General features: G+C 46.0%; 17 protein-coding genes, 4 tRNA genes, 1 pseudogene and 1 other annotated feature. Of the genes and pseudogenes, 9 read left to right on the forward strand and 13 right to left on the reverse strand.

Annotated features, from left to right (window positions below; genetic code table 11):
- Positions 1–90: 90 nt before the first annotated feature.
- Positions 91–312: a hypothetical protein gene (locus tag QZ375_RS07615; RefSeq protein WP_295217559.1), complete on the forward strand. Its 222-nt coding sequence runs from the start codon at positions 91–93 to the stop codon at positions 310–312.
- Between the two features lie 135 nt (positions 313–447).
- Here the strand turns inward: QZ375_RS07615 and QZ375_RS07620 are convergent, their stop codons facing one another.
- Both QZ375_RS07620 and QZ375_RS07625 read right to left on the reverse strand, forming a co-directional pair.
- Complete coding sequence (locus tag QZ375_RS07620) at positions 448–828, reverse strand: tyrosine-type recombinase/integrase (RefSeq protein WP_295217561.1); 381 nt, start codon at positions 826–828, stop codon at positions 448–450.
- 94 nt (positions 829–922) lie between these two features.
- A tRNA-Thr gene (locus QZ375_RS07625) sits at positions 923–998 on the reverse strand.
- Between the two features lie 375 nt (positions 999–1,373).
- Here QZ375_RS07625 and QZ375_RS07630 point away from each other — a divergent pair.
- Together QZ375_RS07630 and QZ375_RS07635 are read left to right on the forward strand one after the other, a co-directional pair.
- Positions 1,374–2,153, forward strand: coding sequence for a hypothetical protein (locus QZ375_RS07630; protein WP_295217563.1), 780 nt, complete (start codon positions 1,374–1,376; stop codon positions 2,151–2,153).
- 18 nt (positions 2,154–2,171) lie between these two features.
- Entirely contained in the window at positions 2,172–3,077 is a 906-nt protein-coding gene (locus tag QZ375_RS07635; RefSeq protein WP_295217566.1) for a dockerin type I domain-containing protein, read from the forward strand.
- A gap of 426 nt (positions 3,078–3,503) precedes the next feature.
- Here the strand turns inward: QZ375_RS07635 and tyrS are convergent, their stop codons facing one another.
- Both tyrS and QZ375_RS07645 read right to left on the reverse strand, forming a co-directional pair.
- A complete protein-coding gene (tyrS, locus tag QZ375_RS07640; RefSeq protein WP_295217567.1) occupies positions 3,504–4,724 on the reverse strand; it encodes a tyrosine--tRNA ligase in 1,221 nt (406 codons plus the stop codon).
- A 61-nt stretch (positions 4,725–4,785) separates the two neighbouring features.
- Positions 4,786–5,025 (reverse strand) — a binding site (T-box leader).
- A gap of 178 nt (positions 5,026–5,203) precedes the next feature.
- Positions 5,204–5,383 (reverse strand): hypothetical protein, encoded by a 180-nt coding sequence (locus QZ375_RS07645; protein ID WP_295217569.1) that lies wholly within the window; start codon positions 5,381–5,383, stop codon positions 5,204–5,206.
- A 283-nt stretch (positions 5,384–5,666) separates the two neighbouring features.
- Here QZ375_RS07645 and QZ375_RS07650 point away from each other — a divergent pair, with 283 nt between their 5' ends.
- From QZ375_RS07650 to QZ375_RS07660, 3 genes are read left to right on the forward strand one after another with little or no spacing between them, the layout of a single operon-like run.
- The gene (locus QZ375_RS07650) at positions 5,667–6,044 is read left to right on the forward strand and encodes a GntR family transcriptional regulator (protein ID WP_295217571.1); all 378 of its coding nucleotides are present in this window, start codon (positions 5,667–5,669) and stop codon (positions 6,042–6,044) included.
- A gap of 1 nt (position 6,045) precedes the next feature.
- Positions 6,046–6,909, forward strand: coding sequence for an ABC transporter ATP-binding protein (locus QZ375_RS07655; RefSeq protein ID WP_295217573.1), 864 nt, complete (start codon positions 6,046–6,048; stop codon positions 6,907–6,909).
- Positions 6,906–7,568, forward strand: coding sequence for an ABC-2 transporter permease (locus QZ375_RS07660; RefSeq protein WP_295217575.1), 663 nt, complete (start codon positions 6,906–6,908; stop codon positions 7,566–7,568). Before QZ375_RS07655 ends, QZ375_RS07660 begins: the two co-directional genes overlap by 4 nt.
- A gap of 135 nt (positions 7,569–7,703) precedes the next feature.
- Here QZ375_RS07660 and QZ375_RS07665 read toward each other — a convergent pair whose 3' ends face one another.
- The 5 genes and pseudogenes from QZ375_RS07665 to QZ375_RS07685 all read right to left on the reverse strand — a co-directional run bounded on the left by QZ375_RS07665 (position 7,704) and on the right by QZ375_RS07685 (position 9,874).
- Positions 7,704–7,982, reverse strand: a complete 279-nt coding sequence (locus QZ375_RS07665) for a hypothetical protein (protein WP_295217639.1) — start codon at positions 7,980–7,982, stop codon at positions 7,704–7,706.
- Positions 7,918–8,964 (reverse strand): annotated as a pseudogene (locus QZ375_RS07670) (ammonium transporter). The gene QZ375_RS07665 and the pseudogene QZ375_RS07670 overlap by 65 nt, the downstream one beginning before the upstream one ends.
- 650 nt (positions 8,965–9,614) lie before the next feature.
- Positions 9,615–9,691 (reverse strand) — tRNA-His (locus QZ375_RS07675).
- A gap of 28 nt (positions 9,692–9,719) precedes the next feature.
- Positions 9,720–9,796, reverse strand: a tRNA-Arg gene (locus QZ375_RS07680).
- 4 nt (positions 9,797–9,800) lie between these two features.
- Positions 9,801–9,874: transfer RNA gene (locus QZ375_RS07685), tRNA-Gly, on the reverse strand.
- A gap of 301 nt (positions 9,875–10,175) precedes the next feature.
- On the opposite strand from QZ375_RS07685, the gene QZ375_RS07690 reads away from it, so the two are divergent.
- Both QZ375_RS07690 and QZ375_RS07695 read left to right on the forward strand, forming a co-directional pair.
- Positions 10,176–12,155, forward strand: a complete 1,980-nt coding sequence (locus QZ375_RS07690) for a toprim domain-containing protein (protein ID WP_295217641.1) — start codon at positions 10,176–10,178, stop codon at positions 12,153–12,155.
- 19 nt (positions 12,156–12,174) lie between these two features.
- A complete protein-coding gene (locus QZ375_RS07695) occupies positions 12,175–14,424 on the forward strand; it encodes a DNA topoisomerase (ATP-hydrolyzing) subunit A (RefSeq protein ID WP_295217577.1) in 2,250 nt (749 codons plus the stop codon).
- A gap of 95 nt (positions 14,425–14,519) precedes the next feature.
- On the opposite strand, the gene QZ375_RS07700 is transcribed toward QZ375_RS07695, so the two are convergent.
- From QZ375_RS07700 to QZ375_RS07710, 3 genes are all read right to left on the reverse strand, one after another.
- Positions 14,520–16,997 carry a glycoside hydrolase family 44 protein gene (locus tag QZ375_RS07700; protein ID WP_295217578.1) on the reverse strand — a complete coding sequence of 826 codons (2,478 nt, stop codon included), beginning with the start codon at positions 16,995–16,997 and terminating at the stop codon, positions 14,520–14,522.
- A 91-nt stretch (positions 16,998–17,088) separates the two neighbouring features.
- Entirely contained in the window at positions 17,089–17,958 is an 870-nt protein-coding gene (locus tag QZ375_RS07705; RefSeq protein ID WP_295217580.1) for a helix-turn-helix transcriptional regulator, read from the reverse strand.
- Between the two features lie 586 nt (positions 17,959–18,544).
- Positions 18,545–18,961, reverse strand: a complete 417-nt coding sequence (locus QZ375_RS07710) for a helix-turn-helix transcriptional regulator (protein ID WP_276690059.1) — start codon at positions 18,959–18,961, stop codon at positions 18,545–18,547.
- 182 nt (positions 18,962–19,143) lie between these two features.
- Here QZ375_RS07710 and QZ375_RS07715 point away from each other — a divergent pair, with 182 nt between their 5' ends.
- On the forward strand, positions 19,144–19,380 hold the full coding sequence (locus tag QZ375_RS07715) for a hypothetical protein (RefSeq protein WP_276690055.1): 237 nt from the start codon (positions 19,144–19,146) through the stop codon (positions 19,378–19,380).
- On the opposite strand, the gene QZ375_RS07720 is transcribed toward QZ375_RS07715, so the two are convergent.
- Positions 19,346–19,699 carry a hypothetical protein gene (locus QZ375_RS07720; RefSeq protein WP_276690053.1) on the reverse strand — a complete coding sequence of 118 codons (354 nt, stop codon included), beginning with the start codon at positions 19,697–19,699 and terminating at the stop codon, positions 19,346–19,348. The genes QZ375_RS07715 and QZ375_RS07720 overlap by 35 nt on opposite strands.
- Position 19,700: the final 1 nt, after the last annotated feature.

Below are 19,700 nucleotides of genomic sequence, written 5' to 3' on the forward strand. Positions count from 1 at the left end.
TAGCCAAAATATTGCTGTTTTATACTCGTAGTCATAATGATTGGTGCGGTTTTTCAATTATCGCTTTTGTTCAGCGTGTCCTTAGCAGAATTGAAACCGGTGCACGTGCAGGCGTGGGTAAATCAACTTGCTGCATTGGAAAAGCCGGACGGCTCGAAGATATCCCCGTCTACTGTGAAGCGGATATATGCCATTCTATGCGCTGTAGTCAAGCACGCCATGAAACAAGGACTTATCACACAGAACCCCACAGACACCGATAGAGTGACCCTGCCACGAATCACAGCCCCGAAAGTGGATATCTTCACATGACAAGAAGCCGCCGAAAGATTATGAAGTACGTACCGTGGCGGTTACTATTAGGGCACTAAGCCATCAAAAACACCATGCAAAAGACAATAGAATACAGCAAGAAACCGCCACTGGAATATATCCGGTGACGGTTTTTTATGCGTGTTTGATGAATCGGCTTGTTTTCTTTTTACAAGAAAGCTTATCCTGCAATACACAAGCTGCTTCTTCGTCTGCCTCTGCCAGACAATGCAAGTATTTATTCGTGGTTTCAATATCTCCATGCCCAAGCCGTCCTTGTACCTGCTTCAAGCTGACACCGCCGTATAATAACAGTGTTGCCGATGTATGCCGTAAAGCGTGGGATTTCCGGTGTTCAAATCCGTGGCGTTTCAGAAACTTTGAAAATTGCTTTGTAGGCGTGCAAGGGTTCATCATTTCCCCGTTCCACTGGGTAAACAGCCAGCCGCCATCGTGCCAGTATGTGCCTAACGCACGCCGCTGTAGCCGCTTTTCCTGCTCTAAGCGGTCAATCAATGCAATGCATTGTGGACTAACCTCAACAGCATTTTTCAGAAGATAAAAAGAAACACGCAACCTCGATATAGTACCGAAATTGCGTGCTTTTCATTGGAGCTGTTAACCAGATTCGAACTGGTGACCTCTTCCTTACCAAGGAAGTGCTCTACCAACTGAGCTATAACAGCATTTTCATTTTTTGAAATTGGAAATGAGCGATTCAACATGTATTATTATAGCACAAAGAAAAGAGCTTGTCAACTATTTTTCTTCGAATTCATAAAAACCGAAAAAAGGAAAATATAAACAATGAAATCAAAAAAAAGGAATGTGTGATCTAAACTAAAGACTCAGTATTCCAGAAGATATCTTATATTAAAAAAGTACCCGACTAAATTCGCTAGATACATTCAAAAAATTTAGGCATCTAAAAATGTGAAAAAAGTATTGTCTTTTGCAGGCGCATATGCTATAATGAAGAAGTTAAGGCATCTGGCAAACGCCTTCCCGAAACTGCAGAATAAGTTCTTTGATTCCACTGCCTTGCGAAAGGAGATACTACTATGAGTAAAAGACATTCATTGATCGCAGCCTGCTTTGCTGCGTTTGTCCTGACGACAACGCTCTCTGGTTGTACAGATATTTCAGGTTCAGACGCCGAACAAATGTCCATTAACATGGAAGTTGAAGTTACAGAAACTACCGACGTATCCTCTATTGCGGAAGTTGATGCCGCAGTTAACGAGAATGATACCGACGAAGAAAACAGCGGCACAGAAGAAGGCACTATCTTGGAAACAGACACGCCTTCCTTTGAAGATAGTACCGTTTCCTCTGACAGCGAACAGAGTGATGATAACCCCCTCATCGGAGACACCGGTCTGACTGCTGAGGAGTGGTGCGAAGAGGCACAGCAGATCTATACCACCGCTGCTGCCACATATTATACATATCTCTGCTCTAGTGACGGCTTCACCTATGATACTTCTGATGTCATTGACGATAGCTGGCAGCGTGTTACAAGCTGTGACACACTGGAAGAAGCTACCGCAGAATACTATTCTGTTTTTGCGCAGACCGGTCATGAGAGCGATCTGGACGAGCAGTTCCGGGTAGTAGATGACAAGCTCTACCGTCTCTGCGGCGACCGAGGCGCAGATATCAGTTACTTGGATTCTAAGGTCATTGCCCTGACAAGCAGCACTGCGGACACTTTGACATTCACCGTCGTATCCACTTACCAGTTTCCGGACGAAACAGAACAGACCACCCAAGAAGATGTCTTCACACTGGTAATGGAACGGGGCGTTTGGCGTGTCGGGCAATTCACCATGCCATATTAAGAGAAAGAAGGAAACACTATGCTTCAAAAATTGCTGGCAATTTGCAGCGCCGGGCTGCTCTGCGGAACGGCTATGCTGACACCCTGGACAGTTTCTGCGGAGGAAACTGCTACAGTGAATTCTATTATATTACCTAAAAGCGAAGCTCTATACTATGAAGTAAAGGATGATAATGGAAACGTTTCTCTGAAACCCCTGCCAGATAGCCAGATCACAGGGCAAATCGCTGTCACAGTCCATGATAATCCCATCCATGTAACCATTACTTTACAGTCTGCCGAAGCACCCCTGACCTATTATGATACAGACCTGGCACCAGAAGAGGGTCAGTCTGTCACAGAATATGTGTTTCTCTTAAATCATTCTGAGTGTCCCTTAGATCCGTCTCAGTTTGAGACAACTTATTCTTCTCCCTTGCTGACATCCGTTTACAGTTCTGCCTACACCGTAGAGATCAGCGCACCGGACACAGAAGGTTCTATCTACAGCGAAGACGGGCTTCTGATCGCTGATGCCCCCACTGAGACCACTGTGAAAGGCATTACTCGGTACAACTATGATGTCACATTTTCAGAAACCTTGGACGCTCCATCCCAGGCAACTGACGCTGACGCTGTTGTCTCAGAAAGCGGCGATCTCACTGTAACTCGTGGCATTCAGTTGTTCTGGAAACCCTACACCCTGGGAGATGCAGATGACAACGGCAGTATCGACGCCAATGATGCCTACTGGATGCTGATGTATTATGCAAAAGTATCCGTAGGTGCTGAACCGCCGGAAAATGTATCCAAGGATGCAGCCGATGTGGACAAAAGCGGTGATGTCACTGCAAACGACGCCTATCTGACGCTGAAATATTACGCAATGCAGTCTGTCGGAAATACCATGACTTTTGAGGAATTCCTTGCGGAAGAGTTGGGATAAACCACGCAATGTATTTTTCTCTCTATTGTCTTATCGTATCCCTACAAAATGGACAAAACGCAATGTAGGGGCGAACTGCGTTCGCCCATTGAATAATATCTAAAAAATTGCAGGTGAATAAAGTTTTCCTCTACAGTATCTCAATTATTTTGAAAAAATATCGCCACGTGCGTGAGCGAAGTCTTGTCCCATATTATGAAAAAACGGTCGAGCCTGGCAGAAATGCCATAGTTCGACCGCTTTGCTTTTACCAAATAAGGACTGCTGCTGACAGTCAAAATCTCACAGGAAAGCGGTGCGATGTGGACATCGCACCCTACAAATTGCCATGAATTGCGTAACGTTTTGTAGGGGTCGATGCCCATATCGACCCGTTAACCAGGATTTTATTGTCCTTGCAACAGCCCCTTTGGAGAGGCATATGATTTATGCTTCCACAACAATCTTATGGAACACCTTTTTCCCCTTGCGAAGAATGGTTTCTGCCTCCGGGTATACGATGCACTTGGGATCTGTGATCTTGGTGTCATTTACCGAAACACCACCCTGCTGTACGAGCCGGCGTGCCTCACCGTTGGACGGTGCCAGACCGGCACGTACCATAAGTGTCAAAATACCAATGCCGCCGTCAGTCAGTTCTTCCGGTTTCAGAATCGTGGTGGGCATATTTTCCGCTGCACCTGCGCCGCTGAACACAGCACGTGCCGTTTCCTGTGCCTGATCTGCCGCATCCTTACCATGTACCAGTTCCGTCAGTTCATATGCCAGTAATTCCTTTGCCTGGTTCAGCTGCTGTCCCTCCAGGGTACGCTCTATTTCCTCGATCTGTTCGATAGGAACAAAGGTGAGAAGCTTCAGGCACTTGATGACATCCTGATCGGAGACGTTCCGCCAGTACTGGTAGAACTCATAAGGCGTGGTTTTTTCCGGATCCAGCCATACAGCACCCTTTTCGGTCTTACCCATCTTCTTGCCCTCGGAATTGAGCAGCAGAGTGATGGTCATAGCATAGGCATCCTTTCCCAGTTTCCGGCGGATCAGCTCTGTGCCGCCCAGCATATTTGCCCACTGATCATCGCCGCCGAACTGCATATTGCAGCCATAATCCTGATACAGCTTGTAAAAATCATAGCTCTGCATGATCATATAGTTGAATTCCAGGAAGGTCAGACCGCGTTCCATGCGCTGCTTATAGCATTCGTGAGAAAGCATTCGATTGACACTAAAATGAGCGCCCACATCCCGGAGCACATCCACATAGTTCAAATCCAGCAGCCAGTCACCGTTGTTGACAATGATCGCCTTGTTGTCGGAGAAGTCAATGAACCGGCTCATCTGTTTTTTGAAGCAGTTCACATTGTGTTGGATAGTCTCCTTGGTCATCATCTTGCGCATATCGGTCTTGCCGGAAGGGTCGCCGATCATTGCTGTGCCGCCGCCGATCAGGACGATCGGCTTATTACCTGCCATCTGGAGTCGTTTCATAAGGCACAACGCCATAAAATGTCCCACATGGAGACTGTCTGCGGTGGGATCGAAGCCGATGTAAAAGGTTGCCTTTCCGGCATTTACCAGCTCTTCGATTTCTTTTTCGTCGGTCATCTGTGCGATCAGGCCCCGGCGTTTCAGTTCTTCAAATACTGTCATATGAATTCCTTCTTTCTGTGTGCGTTGCCGGGAAACAAAAAATCGTCCCCGGAAATTTGTTCCAGAGGACGATGCGATTCACCGTGGTACCACCTCAATTTATCAGCTTTATGAAAAAGCCGACCTCATAGACGCTGTAACGGGCGCAGCCCGGATGTCCCTATGATACAGTGCAGCAAGCACAGTAGTTCAGGAGATCTGCTCTGAGGGGTATTCACCGGGATGCCGCCGCCCTTTTCACCAGCCAGGGTCTCTCTGTACCGACACGAATCCGACTACTCTTCCTCTTCTCCGCATTTTTTATAACCTTATCATAGCATATTTCAACCGGTTTTGTCAAGGGCGGGTGAAAAAATTTGCGCCAAACCTGACGAAGCTGCAAAAAGCAGCAAGAAACAGAAAAGCCGCACAGTCAGGTTCCCTGAAGCTGTACGGCTTTTTCACAACGAAAAGTCGATCACATCATGATCATATGATGCTTATAATGCATATCTGCACTTTTTCTTATCGCATTCAGCAAATACGTTGATCTTGACACAAGTCTCGTTTTCCTCGTGATTCTCCGTAGTTTCAACTGCGGCACAAGATTCGCCGTGAGAGCATTTGTCACACTCCACATAAATATTCAGTTCAACGCAACTCGTATTTTTCTCTTTCATATACTTCACCACCTTTCATTGCATCATATGCCCGAAGGGATGTCCTGGTTCATAAAATCTATGGCAATACCGCACAATGGAACTGTTGCACCACCAAAAAATGCAGCAGCTTCTTTGATTGATCAACCCAAATTGCAACACAATTTTGCATTGTTGCTGGACAAGATGGGATCGTGGAAAATATAAGATGAAAAAACTTTCAAATTCCCCTTGACAATTGTATTGGTATATGCTATAATGTACTTGTACTATAAGTACAATTTAAATTGAAAGGAGGTACCTTGTGGAAATCATCATCAGCAGCAATACCAGCAAGCCTATTTATGAGCAGATCACATCTCAGATCAAGGCGCAGATCATGAACGGAACGCTTCGAACAGGCGATTCTATTCCATCCATGCGCAGTCTGGCAAAGTCTTTACATGTTAGCGTGATTACAGTACAGCGTGCATATGAAGAGTTGCAGCGGGACGGTTTTATTGAAACCACGGTAGGACGAGGCAGTTTTGTTGCAGCGCAGAATCAGAGCTTTTATCAGGAAGAGCAGCAGCGGCAAGCAGAGGAACACCTTCTTGCCGCAGTAGAAATTGCACGCACCAGCGGTATTTCGCTCAGCAAGCTGGTGGAGCTGCTCACCATGTTTTATCAGGAGGAAGAATGACATGAAAATGATGCTGGAAGTACAGGAACTCACTCGTTCTTACGACAAATTTACATTAGACCATGTAACATTTTCCGTTCCCGGGGGTACGATCATGGGACTCATCGGAGAAAATGGTGCAGGAAAAAGCACTACCATCCGGGCGATTCTAGGACTTATCCACCGGGATGCCGGGGAAGTGCGCTTTTGCGGCGAACCACTTACAACGGATAGCAAAACACTGAAAGAGGATATCGGCGTGGTGTTCGACAATATTGCGTTTTATCCAGAACTGACTGTGGAAATGGCAGGGAACATCTGCCGGAAATCTTATGCCCGATGGGATGATACATATTATCAGGAATTGCTTCAACAGTTTGCTTTGGAGCCGAAAAAGAAGATCAAGGATTTGTCCCGGGGCATGAAAATGAAGCTTTCCATCGCCATAGCATTTGCACATCATCCGAAGCTGTTGCTGTTAGATGAGCCAACCGGGGGATTGGATCCGGTGGTGCGGGATGACCTATTGGAGTTGTTCCTGGATTTCGTACAGGACGAAGAACATGCTATTCTTTTATCTTCTCATATTACCAGTGATTTGGAAAAAGTGGCAGATTATGTGACATTTCTCCACGAGGGAAAGGTACTGTTTTCCAAGTCAAAGGACGAACTGATCTATCAGTATGGTATTCTGCGATGCGGAAAGGAACTGTTCGAAACGCTGGAACCGTCGGAGATTTTGGCGTGGCGGAAAAAGGACTATGCCTATGACGTGCTGGTTGCTGATCGGGCAGCTGTACAGCGGAAATATCGGGACGCTGTGGTGGATGCGGCAACAGTAGATGAAATTATGGTGTTGTATGTGAAAGGGGAGCGTGTATCATGAAAGGCTTGCTGTTAAAGGATTTTTATAATCTGAAGAAAAATGGAATCTTTCTGTTGGTTATGCTGATCTGTTTTGGATTTGTCGATGCCTTAGGGGGGATGGGTGCGTCTCTTGTCATTATGTGGGGACTGGTTGCCAGTATGCAGATTATAACAACATTTACCTTTGACGAAGCGGTGAAGTGGAACAGCTTCGGTATGACTATGCCGGTGACCCGAAAGGAACTGGTAGGGGCTAAATTTATTGTGCAATGTTGCCTGACCATATTCGGCGTTGGGGTACCGCTGCTGGCAAAGCTCCTCACGAGTGCGTGTATACAGAAGCTGACAGAGGCAATGCTGCAAGAGATTCTTTTGGTTTCATGGCTTGGCTTCTGGGCAATTATATTTCTGGGCGGATTGTCGGTTCTCCTGCTGTTTCAGTTTACAGCAGAGCGTGCCCGACTGATTGCGACCCTTTTGTTCGCTATGCCTGTAGGTGCCAGTGTTGCTTTGATAAGCTTTTTTTCGTCTGCGTCTTTGAGCAAAACATCGGAGAATGGCTTTTCTGCCGCAGTGTATGTGATACTGTTAGTAGGCGTTCCAGTGGCTGTGCTGATCTGGGAGTTTGTTATGTATCAGATCTCTTGCCGGGTTTTCGCCAAAAAGGATCTGGCGTAAAACTGGATTATTCGCAATGCGAAATATCAATTCTGCCTGCTTTCGAAAAAAGAAACCTCCCACCTGCATCAATTCGACACAGATGGGAAATTTCTTTTGCTTATATCATGGATTTTGGAATTGTCAAATGAAACATTAAACTGTTGCCGGCTTTACAGCGACAGTTTTTTCATGTTCATGTGTGGCTTCTTCATAATTTTCTTCCAGATAGTCATAAGCATAGGTATTATGTTCACTGATATCCATACCCAAAAGCTGATCTTCATCTGAAACTCGAATTCCAATCGTATGCTTCAAGATAACACACGCCAGAGAAATAACAGCCACTACGAAAATAAATACACAAACTTCACCCAGTAACTGTACGCCGAACTGCTTGAAGCCTAAAGTGGAGGGAACCTGCACCACATGCATCGTCAATGTGAAGCTTCTTGTCTACCGACTGTGCTGCAAAGTAGATCACTACTGCTGCAACAATTGCAACAATCGCACTTGACCACGGCGCCTGTGTGTTTGCTGTCGAACAAATTGCAACCAAACCTGCCAACATACCATTATATGCAGCATCCACATTGGGTTTCTTCTCTACAATCTAGGAACAGAACAAACCTGCCAGACCGCCGACACCACCGGCAATGGTAGAGGTAATTGCCGCATATGCTGCTGCATCATCAAACCCAAGCTCAGAGCCCGGATTGAAACCATATCAGCCGAACCACAAGAAAATCGCACCCAATCCAAACAATGATTCGCTGTGTCCCTTGATGGCATTTGAGGAACCATTCTTATTGTACTTGCTAATACGCGGACCAACAAATGCGGTACATACCAGTGCAGCCATACCACCGATGCCATGTACTGCCAATGTTCCGGCGAAGTCTACAAAGCCCAACTGCGATAGCCAACCGCCGCCCCAGATCCAATGGCTTGCAATCGGATACGCAATACCAGTCATACATATCGAAATGATCAGGTAACTACTGAACTTAAACCGTTCTGCAACTGCACCCGAAATAATTGTTGCTGTTGCGCCACAGAATGCCAGCTGGAAGAAGAAATAAATATACGGGTTCAGCATCATATCTACACAACTGGACCAGATACCCATCTCTCGACTGAACGGATTTAGAAATCCAGTTGTGCCGAACAGTCCGTGAAAATCATTGCCGTACTGCAAACCAAATCCAAATAGAAAATAAACTGCAACGCCTATACAAAAATCCATTAGATTCTTCAGCCAGATGTTTGACGTATTTTTGGAACGTGTCATACCGGTTTCCAGCATCGCAAATCCTGCCTGCATGCTAAATACCAACACGCCACATAAAAAGATAAAGATCGAATTGCTGATATATGTCACCTTATCAGCAGCTTCCAGATTGCTCAATATTTCCATTGCCTGTGAAGCTGTCGTAATAAACTCCTCCTTGTCCTTGACCGTTTGAATTAGAATCACATTGCCGCACTGCGGAAATGCTTTTGGACTAACGAGATACAGCGGCAAATCATATCATTTTCTGTTGACCGGTCTGAATGGAAAATGATATCTTTTTTCAGCTATTCCTCTCGTGTGGTTATATTATAAAGCATAAAGTAGCTTTATAGTCAACAATCTCAAATAAACAACTTGATTTTTTAAGTGTAATTCTTCTTCTGAAATTGATATCAAAGAAAATTGTAAAAATCGGACATAAAATTAACCGCAATAAAATTGTGGAGTGTTATAATAAGAGAATGGTTTTTCTGCCGCAATGTATGCAATACTGTTAGCAGGCGTTCCAGCGGCTGTGCTGATCTGGGGGGGTGTTATGTATCAGATCTCTTGCCGGGTTTTCGCCAAAAAAGATCTGGCGTAAAGTCGGGGCGAAAATGCAGGGGATTGTTATTTATTTGCAATAAGGATGTGGAAACAGTGCGATGCGGACGCTGTATCTTACAAACCGTCACAAACGTGTGACGTGCTGTAGGAGGACAACGCCCGCATCACTTTTTATATATGTAAAAAATAAAAAGCACTGTTCTTTCAAAACAGTGCTTTTTCACATATGGGGTGGATAGAGAGATTCGAACTCTCGGTCTTCGGGACCACAATCCGACGCTTTAACCGGCTAAGCTATACCCACCATATTGGTGTCCCTCAGCAGGACGATTTGGCGCGCCTTACTGGATTCGAACCAGTGGCTTACTGCTTAGAAGGCAGTTACTCTATCCAGCTGAGTTAAAGGCGCATGTTGGAGCGGGTGATGGGAATCGAACCCACGTAACCAGCTTGGAAGGCTGGAATTCTACCATTGAACTACACCCGCAAGGTAGTCACGGCTGTCAACCGACTTATTTATTATAGCACAACTGCCCTGTTTTGTCAAGTTAATTTTCAAATGTTTTTTTGAAAGTCTATGACAAATTACCATGCGTTTGCTTAAAAATCGAAAGTCATTTACAAAAAGAACGAATGGCGCACCATGCAGGGAAACAAACATCACTTGCTTTTTCCAGCAAACTTTTTCTCCGGCACTTGATTTTTCCAGCCCGAGATGGTATAATATTTTTGTTTGTGCAATGACGGAATGCCGCACGGAGGTGCATTCCATGAGAAAGGACGAAAACATGGCAAAAAAACCAACCTATGACAACGAAAGTATTACCATGCTCAAAGGCCCGGACAAGGTGCGGAAACGCCCGGGTGTTATTTTTGGCTCTGACGGTCCGGATGGCTGTGCGCACTCTATTTTTGAGGTGATCTCTAACTCCATTGATGAAGCACGTGCCGGGTATGGAAGTAAGATCATTGTGACCCGTTATCGAGACCATTCTGTGGAAGTCGAGGATTTTGGGCGGGGCTGTCCTGTGGATTTTAACAAAAATGAAAATCGCTATAACTGGGAATTGGTTTATTGTGAGTTGTACGCCGGCGGCAAATACGATGCCGGAGATGACAACTACGCCTATTCTCTGGGACTGAATGGCCTGGGACTTTGCGCCACTCAGTTTGCCTCTGCCTATATGGATGTAGAGATCATCCGTGACGGTTATCAATATAATCTGCACTTTGAAAAGGGCGAAAATGTAGGTGGCCTTGAGAAAAAGCCCACGAAAAGGAAACAGACTGGCACTCGTACACGTTGGCTGCCGGATCTGGATGTATTTACGGAGATCGAGATTTCCGATGAATATTACTGCGATACTCTGCGGCGGCAGGCAGTGGTGAACCCTAACCTGCTGTTTATTTACCGCAAGGAAGAAGCGGACGGCACATTTACCGAACGGCAGTATCTCTACGAGAACGGTATTGCCGACTATGTGCAGGAGATCGCTGGGGAGAACACTTTGACTTCTATTCAAAATTGGAACTGTCAGCGTGAAGGACGTGACCGTGCGGATAAGCCGGATTATAAAGTAAAACTGGGCGTAGCACTGACCTTTTCCAACCAGATCCAGAAGATTGAGTATTATCATAATTCCAGCTGGCTGGAGCACGGCGGCTCGCCGGAAAAGGCAGTGAAGCAGGCGTTTGTTTCCCAGATCGATACTTACCTGCGGCAAAATAACAAGTATCTGAAAAATGAATCCAAGCTGAAATTTGAGGATGTAGAAGCAAGCCTGATCCTGGTTTCTTCTAGTTTTTCCACTCAGACCAGCTATGAGAACCAGACCAAAAAGGCGATCACCAATAAGTTTATTTACGAAGCTATGACGGATTTTCTCAAGCATCAGCTGGAAATCTACTTCATTGAGAATCCTGATGAAGCGGAAAAGATCACAGCGCAGGTGCTTATCAATAAGCGCAGTCGGGAAAATGCGGAAAAAACCCGACTGAATCTGAAAAAGAAGCTTGCTGGCACCATTGATGTTACCAATATGATCCCGAAATTTGTGGATTGCCGCAGCAAGGATCTGTCTCGTCGGGAACTGTATATTGTGGAGGGTGACTCTGCGCTGGGTTCCGTTAAAATGGCACGGGATGCGGAGTTCCAGGCGGTCATTCCGGTGCGTGGTAAGATTCTGAACTGCCTGAAAGCGGATTATAATAAGATCTTTAAAAACGATATTATCACCGATATCATGAAGCTTCTGGGCTGCGGCGTGGAGGTCAATACCAAGGCAAACAAAGACCTTGCTACCTTTAATCTGGACGGACTGCGCTGGAATAAGATCGTGATCTGTACCGATGCGGATGTAGACGGATTCCAGATCCGTACCCTGATTCTGACGATGCTCTACCGCCTGACGCCTACCCTCATTGAAAAGGGCTATGTCTATATTGCGGAATCACCGCTGTTTGAGATCACCACCAAGAAGCGGACGTATTTCGCCTATACAGAAAAGGAAAAGACAGAGATCCTGGCGCAGATCGAAGGGGAGAGGTATACGCTCCAGCGGTCGAAAGGTCTTGGTGAGAACGAAGCGGATATGATGGCGCTGACGACCATGAACCCGGAAACACGCCGCCTGATCCAGGTGACTGCTGCCGGTGTGGAGGAGACAGCCGCCATGTTCGATATGCTGCTGGGAGATAATCTCCAGGGCAGAAAAGACTTCATTGCGGAGTTCGGCAGCGATTATCTGGAACTGGCAGATATTTCTTAACGTGACGAAAGGATAAACAATGGCAAGAAAAAAACAGCCTGAAAAACCGAAAAAGTCTGCGATTCCGAATGCTTATATTGCAGGCGCCGGAATTGTAGAAGAAGAAAAAATTACGGATACATTGGAAAAGAACTACATGCCCTATGCCATGAGCGTAATCATTTCCCGTGCCCTTCCGGAGATCGACGGCTTCAAGCCGTCGCATCGAAAGCTACTGTACACCATGTACAAAATGAATTTGCTCACCGGTGGCCTGACAAAGTCTGCCAATGTGGTGGGACAGACCATGCGTCTGAATCCTCATGGTGACGGTGCCATTTATGAGACTATGGTGCGTCTGGCACGAGGTAACGAGGCATTGCTGCATCCGTACGTGCAGTCTAAAGGGAATTTTGGTAAGGCGTATTCCCGTGATATGGCATATGCGGCATCCCGTTATACAGAAGTAAAGCTGGAGCCGATCTGCAACGAACTGTTCCGTGATATTGACAAGGACACCGTGGATTTTGTACCCAACTATGATAATACTATGCAGGAACCCACTCTGTTTCCCACCACGTTTCCCACAGTCCTGGTCAATGCAAACGTGGGTATTGCTGTCTCCATGGCAAGCAGCGTTTGTCCCTTTAATCTGGCAGAAGTGTGCGAGACAGCCATTGCTGTGATCAAGAACCCGGATCACGATATTATTTCCACATTAAAAGGGCCGGACTTTCCCGGCGGCGGTTTTCTGTATTATGATGAGGACGAGCTGCAAAAGATCTATGATACCGGACGAGGCAGTGTTCGGGTACGGTCGAAATGGACATACAACAAGCAGGACAACTGTCTGGAAGTAACAGAAATTCCCTACAGCACTACCATCGAAGCGATTATTGACAAGATCGTGGACTGCATCAAGCAGGGAAAGCTGCGTGAGGTCTCCTATGTCCGGGATGAAACGGATATCGACGGTCTAAAGATCGCCATTGATCTGAAGCGGGGCAGCGATCCGGAAAAGGTGATGCAGAAGCTGTTCCGCATGACGCCCCTTCAGGACAGCTATTCCTGCAACTTCAATATTTTGGTGGGCGGTTCGCCGAAGGTCATGGGTGTTCGGGAAATTCTGGAGGAATGGACGGCATTCCGGCTGGAATGCGTCCGCCGCCGTCTGCTGTTCGATCTGAACAAGAAGAAAGAAAAGCTGCACTTGTTGTTGGGTCTGGAGAAGATCCTGCTGGATATTGACAAGGCGATCCGTATCGTCCGGGAAACTGAGGAAGAAGCGAACGTTGTGCCGAATCTGATGATCGGTTTTGGCATTGACGAGATCCAGGCGGAATATGTAGCGGAGATCAAATTGCGCCACCTGAACCGGGAATATATCCTGAAACGCACTCAGGAGACCGACCAGCTGAAAGCGGATATCGCAGAGCTGGAGGAAACACTGAAAGATCCCAAGAGAATGAAAAAGATCATCATTGCGGAACTGAAAGAAACGGCGAAGAAATATGGTCAGCCCCGAAAGACCTTGTTCTATTATGCTTCCGATATACAGGAAGAAGAGGGTGAAGAGGAAGTACCGGACTTTCCGGTACACCTGTTCCTGTCGGAGAGCGGTTACTTTAAAAAAATCACGCCGGCATCTCTGCGTATGAACAGTGAGCAGAAGCTGAAAGAGGATGACCGCATGATCTGTCATCTGGAAACCACAAACCGGATCGAATTGTTGTTTTTTACCAGCCAGCAGCAGGTATATAAGACACGTGCCAGCGAATTCAGCGAATCCAAGGCAAGTGTGCTGGGTGATTATGTGCCGGCAAAGCTGGGATTTTCCGAGGGTGAATTTGTGGTGCAGATGGTTGCAACGGCGGATTACAGCGGCGATCTCCTCTTTGTCTTTGCAAACGGTAAGGCGGCACGTGTGCCCTTGTCGGCATATGCCACAAAAACCAACCGGAAAAAGCTGCAAAAGGCATACAGTGCCAAGTCTCCTCTGGTGCAGGTGCTGCAAATTCCGGCAGGAGAAGAACCCTGTGCGATCTTCATGCGTACTGACGGAAATCGGGCAGTGCAGTTCGATGTATCGTTGGTAGCTGTCAAGACTACCCGTGATACCCAGGGTGTCCAGATCATGACGCTTAAGGCAAAGCATCAGGTGTGCGAAGCACGTATTCTTAGTGCAGAGGATGCGGAACTGCTGAAAAAATATCGTGTAAAAACCATTCCTGCCACTGGTGGCATGGCGAAAGATCTGCCGGGAACAGGACAGATGTCACTGTTATCATAAGGCTGTCAATAAAAAGAATATTACAAACGGAAAAACCACCCCGATTGGGATGGTTTTTCTGCGTTTATGAAGAAATGGATGAAGTTGTCAAAGGATCATTCTGCCGACGGGAGACTCTGCACCAAGTGCACCAGGAATTTCAGCAGGACGAGCGCATCGTTGTTGCTCAGTTCGCTATTTCCATCACAGTCAGCATTTTTCTGTGCCTGTTCATTGAGTGTGACCTGTCCGGCGGCAGCCTTGTTCAGAAGTACTGCGTCTGTGATATCCACTCTGCCGTCCAGCGTTACATCACCGTATAGAATGGAGGAATTCAGCGAAGTACTTGAAGCGCTTGTTGTAGTCTCTGTGCTGGATTCTACAGAAGCAGTGGTGTTTGTGATTTCCTCAGAAGTGGTTGCCTCAGTTGTGGTAGTTTCTGTCTCTTCTGTAGTCGTGGTAACCTCCGGAGTTGTTGTAGTGGTATCCGGTGTATCGTTATCATACTCATAGATGAGCTTGATGGTGTTATAGGTGACAGTGATATCCAATCCGGCTGCCGGGTCATTTTCTGACGATGCCCACCAGTTCTGCAATTCAGAATAGGTATCGTTGCAGCTGCCGGTGATGGTCACAGACTTTTCGTTTTCCACAATGGTAAACTGGTCATCAAAGGGAATGATTGTATCTCCGGTGCCGAGACTATAGCCAAAGGATTTGTTGCCCCAGACTTCATCGCTGGTGCCATTCTGTACTACCTTGTTGAAGCAAAGCGCACCGCCGCCGCTGCACCAAGTGGAACCAGCGTTAGAAGTCACTGTGGTGTTGATCACGATCTCTTTCAGATGCTCCTTGTCACCCAGAGGAATCATGGGATAGCCGTTTTCTGAGATTTCTAGTTCATTGAACTGATAAGTTACTTCTTCCGTACGGACATCCGGTTCTTCGGTAATGGTCTTGTCGCTCTTTTCATTGGAGATAACGATCTGTGCCACAGAAAGAGGCGGCAGTTCTACTGTGACCTGATTGCCGGAAATATCATTCTGGACGTCAATGATTTTGATGTCACTGCTTTCCTGTGTTACTGCATAGACCACAGCGCTCTGATAATCTGTAGAAGCACCTTCTAGCGAAATGGTTGCCTGCTCGCTGTCGGTCATACTCTTGTTGGAGAGTACCAGTGTGACTTCAGAATCATTCGTGTTGTCAATAGCTGCAAAAGCCGCGGCTTTGGAGAGATCCTCTGTCTCAGCTTCTACCAGGGTATCGCCGAATGCAGCACCTTCTCCGTCATAGTTGGTGTAGAGGTTGAATGCAGCCTCTACATACGGGCATTCCGGCAGCGTGCCCCAATAGGTCGCCAGGTATACGCCCTGATCTGCAAAAGCACCTAGCGCCTCCGTCTGTGTAATGGCAGAAACCACGGATTTACCGGTATTTTTTTCATCAGAGATGTTGGCGAGGTTATATTCCGTCAGCGCCAGCTTTGTGCCAGGATAATACTTGTCAATGGATTCCTGCAAACGTGTCAGGAAGGGGAAATATCCGCCGAAATAGGGTTGAAGCCAGCTGTTTTCCTTGTAGTCCGGGTCGTAGAGACTTCTTGCCGCCTGGAGTCGTCCCTCATCTGTCGAGCAGTCCTGGGCATAATAGTGTACATCTACCACATCCAGCAGCCGTTTGCCATGTTCCTGTTCTGCATCTGCCATTTGCTTGAGATAATAGTCCATGTACCAGCTGTAGTCGTTCTTGACAGCCGCCCAGTCCGAGTCTGTGTAGGAATCACCGTTGCCAGCTTGAATGCAGGGCAGCATACCCCAGAATGCCGGGCCAAATACCTCAGCATTGGGGTCAATATCCTTGACGACGCTTGCCAGCTCAATGGACTTGGAGATCAACTCGCTGTTAGAGACCTCATCTCCGTGGATCAGGGGGTGGGTATCATTCCAGAGCACTGGCTCATTGTCAAGATTATATCCCTGGATACCGGTTTTCGTGGTAGAATCGCCCAGTGTCTGTACCAGATAGTTGACATACTCGTCCATGTATACGGTGTTGTCTTCCAAATCTGGTGTCAGAGAAAGCGCTCCGTCCTTGCGGAATGCCACCTTGTTCCAGCGATCAGAAGGTGCTGCTTCGTCCTCAGAGACTGAGCCATTCTTGTCTGCGGCAACATAGCCAGCCATCTGGAGGGTGGTCATTTTATAGGAGACATTGTATTTCTGACAGCTATCTGACAGTCTCTGTGCAGCATAAGCCGGACCATCGCTGATATCACCGATATTGGTGTCAGAACTGTGGATCCAGTCCTCGCCGGCGTTGGAATAGTTTGTCTCCCAGTTGTATCCGGTGTAGCGGTTGCCACCCTGCCGGACTGCGTTGACGCTGATGTTTTTGAGATTGTTGGTGTTTCCGTATTCGTTGACGCCATAGATATACGGGCTGATCACCTTTTTTTCTCCGGCAAGATTGACCGTGACATTCATGCTGTAAGTGCCCTCTGCATCTGCGGCAATAGCAGACGGAAGCTGGGCAATACAGGAAACGGTGAGTACGCCTGCTACCAGGCTGGCGAATGCTCGATGATGAAACATAGATATGACCTCCTGAAAATATAAAATATAAAATGGATAATTGGATACTATTTTAGAGGTACTTCTGTAACCCGATGTATTTTGAAAATCGTCAAAGGTGTTTAGAAGTATCAGTTTGTTCCGGGGGATTCCGGAAAGGTCCCTGGAGCCAGGTGTCGATATCTGGTTCGCAGTTGACCACATAATTGATCAGAGTCGTGGCGAGTGTCAGGATCGCCGCCAGGGGAACGGTATGGACATAGCCATAGACCGGAAAGGGTGTGCTGCCGGTATCTGCGGTCAGTTCCCACATAATCCCCAGCTTGTCGCAGCAATCCACAATGTCTGAAACCTTTTCCAGAGGAATATGCAGCCGCTCTGAGATACATTCTTTGGTCAGTACGAAATTCCGGGGCAGGCGTTCCGCAAAAAAGAGTACTCGTAGGGCGGATTCGTCCGATAAAAGCTGAAACAATTTCAAAAGACGGGGCGTGATTTTTGCATAGCTGTCAATGCCGTTTTCGGGAATGCGGAGATAGCAGAGATATTGCATATCTGGATTGAGCCGTGCAATGGCAAGCGCATGGTCTGTCCGCAGATGGGCATAGGTCTCTTTGGTCAGCTGTTCCGGAAACTGCACATGCTCTGCCCTGAGGTTATCGTGATAGCCGTAAAGCATGTGATAGCCAAGCTCCATGAAACGCTCATCCCGTTCTTCTTCGGGAAGGGTATGAATCTCCTCCATGACATCTTTTGCCAGATCTGTTTTCGCCTCATCCTGTTTCAGACCGAACAACACATCTAATGAGACATCTAAAATGGCAGCGATCTTTGGCAAAAGATCTCCGTCAGGATAACTGCCTTTTTCCCATTTGGACACCGCCTGAGGTGTCACCATGAGAAGCTGTGCCAAATGTTCCTGAGTAAGACCGCATTTCTTGCGGTAGTAAGAAAGGTTCAGACCAAATTCAGATTGTTCCATGTAGTTATGCCGCCTCCTTTTCCGGATAGTCTGCTGCACAAGTTTTATATAATGCCACCTGTCACGTTCTATCATTCATTATAGCACACCTTCCGGTTGAATTCAAGCGATTTGTACTTTCTTAATTCAACTGTGGGTTTATTTTTGTGAAAAATATCGAATGTATTATTGATACACCTTTTTTTGTTGTGAGTTGACAAGGGAAACGTAAAAAGGTTGAAAAGGGTGGAAAAGGGTGGAAGTGAATTGGAAGGGGTAAAAAGCGGCGAAAATGCGTGATGTTTTGGGTGGAATGAGATAGAAACAGAAAAGTGAACGAAAATTGAAGTGTCAAAAAAATCGCTCGGAAAATGAGGAAGTCCTCTGTTTTCCGGGCGATTTCGTTTTTGTGTTCAATTTTTGAGGGTGGCGTTTTACTGTTGTTTGAAAAGCGTTTGAAAACGTTCAAAACGTCGGAAAATCGCCGTTTTTTTGCTTTTGCGGTTTTGAACACATTGTTTTAGACACAGGTGGACGTTTTGAGAAAACAAGCTATAAAGGGGATGCGAACTTGCGAACTTTTTTGTGGAGAGATGCGAACTAGTTCCTATCCCTCTTTTTCTGCCTTATAGTTTTCTTCAAAATCATATATCATAGTTAGAAGTTTTGTTCGTTCTTTAAGCGGTAGATCTTTTAATATTCTTGCAACTTCATTTACAAGTTCATCGTCAGGAGCAATATCCGGATTCTGCACATTTATTGTCCCTGTTGAATGATTCCCTACAGCACCAATTGTAGAGTTACTAATATTTGAAATAGAGGTATTCTCTGCCTCTGACCCAAATAAGAGTCGATCTGTTGGTACATTTAGACGCACCGACAGCTTCATTACTATTTCACTATTCGGCATAGCCCCTTTTTTCCAATTAGAAATAGAGCCTTTTGCACCACCACATTCAGCGACTAAAGGCGTGATTTTTATCCCTTTTTCATCACATATCGCTTTCAGATTATCATAAAACATACAAAAAACACTCCTTATTTTTGGTTACAATTCACATAAATGCGTTTAAGTGAATTTTTCTTATTGACAAACCCATTTAAGTGGGTTATAATATTAGCATACCAATACAACAGGGTATAAAAAGCCTTATGATAATTGTACCACAAAGTAAGGCAAAAGTAAATGAAAAAGGAGGAAAAATTATGAAAGTTATCAAGCGGATCCCGTGCCGGAAAAAGCCTGCTCCGGATGCAGCGGAGCAGGCAAAAAATGCGAAATCCTTGTATCAAGAGATGTTGTACCATAAGAAACAGGTTTCTCTTATGGTGTTCCCTCTTTCTAAACTGGGGGATAAGCCTTCCCTTGAAATGAAAAAAGCGTGCGAAAAGGTCAACAAAATCAAAATTATGCTTCGCAGTCTGCATCATACGAATCTTTAGCTTTTTTATATGCGTTTCTATTTGTGCGAGAAGTTGTATCCAATTCGCCTATATCGATACCGCTTTCAAGAAGTTTTTCTCGTAATTGATCGTGGTATTCTGATATAGCTTGTGCGATTGCAAACACAAGAATATCTGTTGCGAAATCTGTATGCATTGCTGTATTATAGCTATATTTGTTAAAGAGCCTTATGACATTTTGTTCGGAAAATTGATTGTTTTTCTTTAATACGTCTGCATCTTTATTCAAATGAACGTTAAGCATTGCATTTACAGCAAGTTCAGCAGTAAATTGCACATCATCTAGTTTTATCTGCATT

Source organism: Ruminococcus sp. (genome assembly GCF_019417665.1).
Classification (GTDB): Bacteria; Bacillota; Clostridia; order Oscillospirales; family Ruminococcaceae; genus Ruminococcus_C.

Coding starts and splice junctions, on each gene's coding strand:
- QZ375_RS07630 (WP_295217563.1), top strand. CDS start 1,374: ATGAGTAAAAGACATTCATTGATCGCAGCCTGCTTTGCTGCGTTTGTC.
- QZ375_RS07665 (WP_295217639.1), bottom strand. CDS start 7,982: ATGCATGTGGTGCAGGTTCCCTCCACTTTAGGCTTCAAGCAGTTCGGC.
- QZ375_RS07660 (WP_295217575.1), top strand. CDS start 6,906: ATGAAAGGCTTGCTGTTAAAGGATTTTTATAATCTGAAGAAAAATGGA.
- QZ375_RS07710 (WP_276690059.1), bottom strand. CDS start 18,961: ATGTTTTATGATAATCTGAAAGCGATATGTGATGAAAAAGGGATAAAA.
- QZ375_RS07705 (WP_295217580.1), bottom strand. CDS start 17,958: ATGGAACAATCTGAATTTGGTCTGAACCTTTCTTACTACCGCAAGAAA.
- QZ375_RS07645 (WP_295217569.1), bottom strand. CDS start 5,383: ATGAAAGAGAAAAATACGAGTTGCGTTGAACTGAATATTTATGTGGAG.
- QZ375_RS07720 (WP_276690053.1), bottom strand. CDS start 19,699: ATGCAGATAAAACTAGATGATGTGCAATTTACTGCTGAACTTGCTGTA.
- tyrS (WP_295217567.1), bottom strand. CDS start 4,724: ATGACAGTATTTGAAGAACTGAAACGCCGGGGCCTGATCGCACAGATG.
- QZ375_RS07715 (WP_276690055.1), top strand. CDS start 19,144: ATGAAAGTTATCAAGCGGATCCCGTGCCGGAAAAAGCCTGCTCCGGAT.
- QZ375_RS07635 (WP_295217566.1), top strand. CDS start 2,172: ATGCTTCAAAAATTGCTGGCAATTTGCAGCGCCGGGCTGCTCTGCGGA.
- QZ375_RS07695 (WP_295217577.1), top strand. CDS start 12,175: ATGGCAAGAAAAAAACAGCCTGAAAAACCGAAAAAGTCTGCGATTCCG.
- QZ375_RS07700 (WP_295217578.1), bottom strand. CDS start 16,997: ATGTTTCATCATCGAGCATTCGCCAGCCTGGTAGCAGGCGTACTCACC.
- QZ375_RS07690 (WP_295217641.1), top strand. CDS start 10,176: ATGGCAAAAAAACCAACCTATGACAACGAAAGTATTACCATGCTCAAA.
- QZ375_RS07655 (WP_295217573.1), top strand. CDS start 6,046: ATGAAAATGATGCTGGAAGTACAGGAACTCACTCGTTCTTACGACAAA.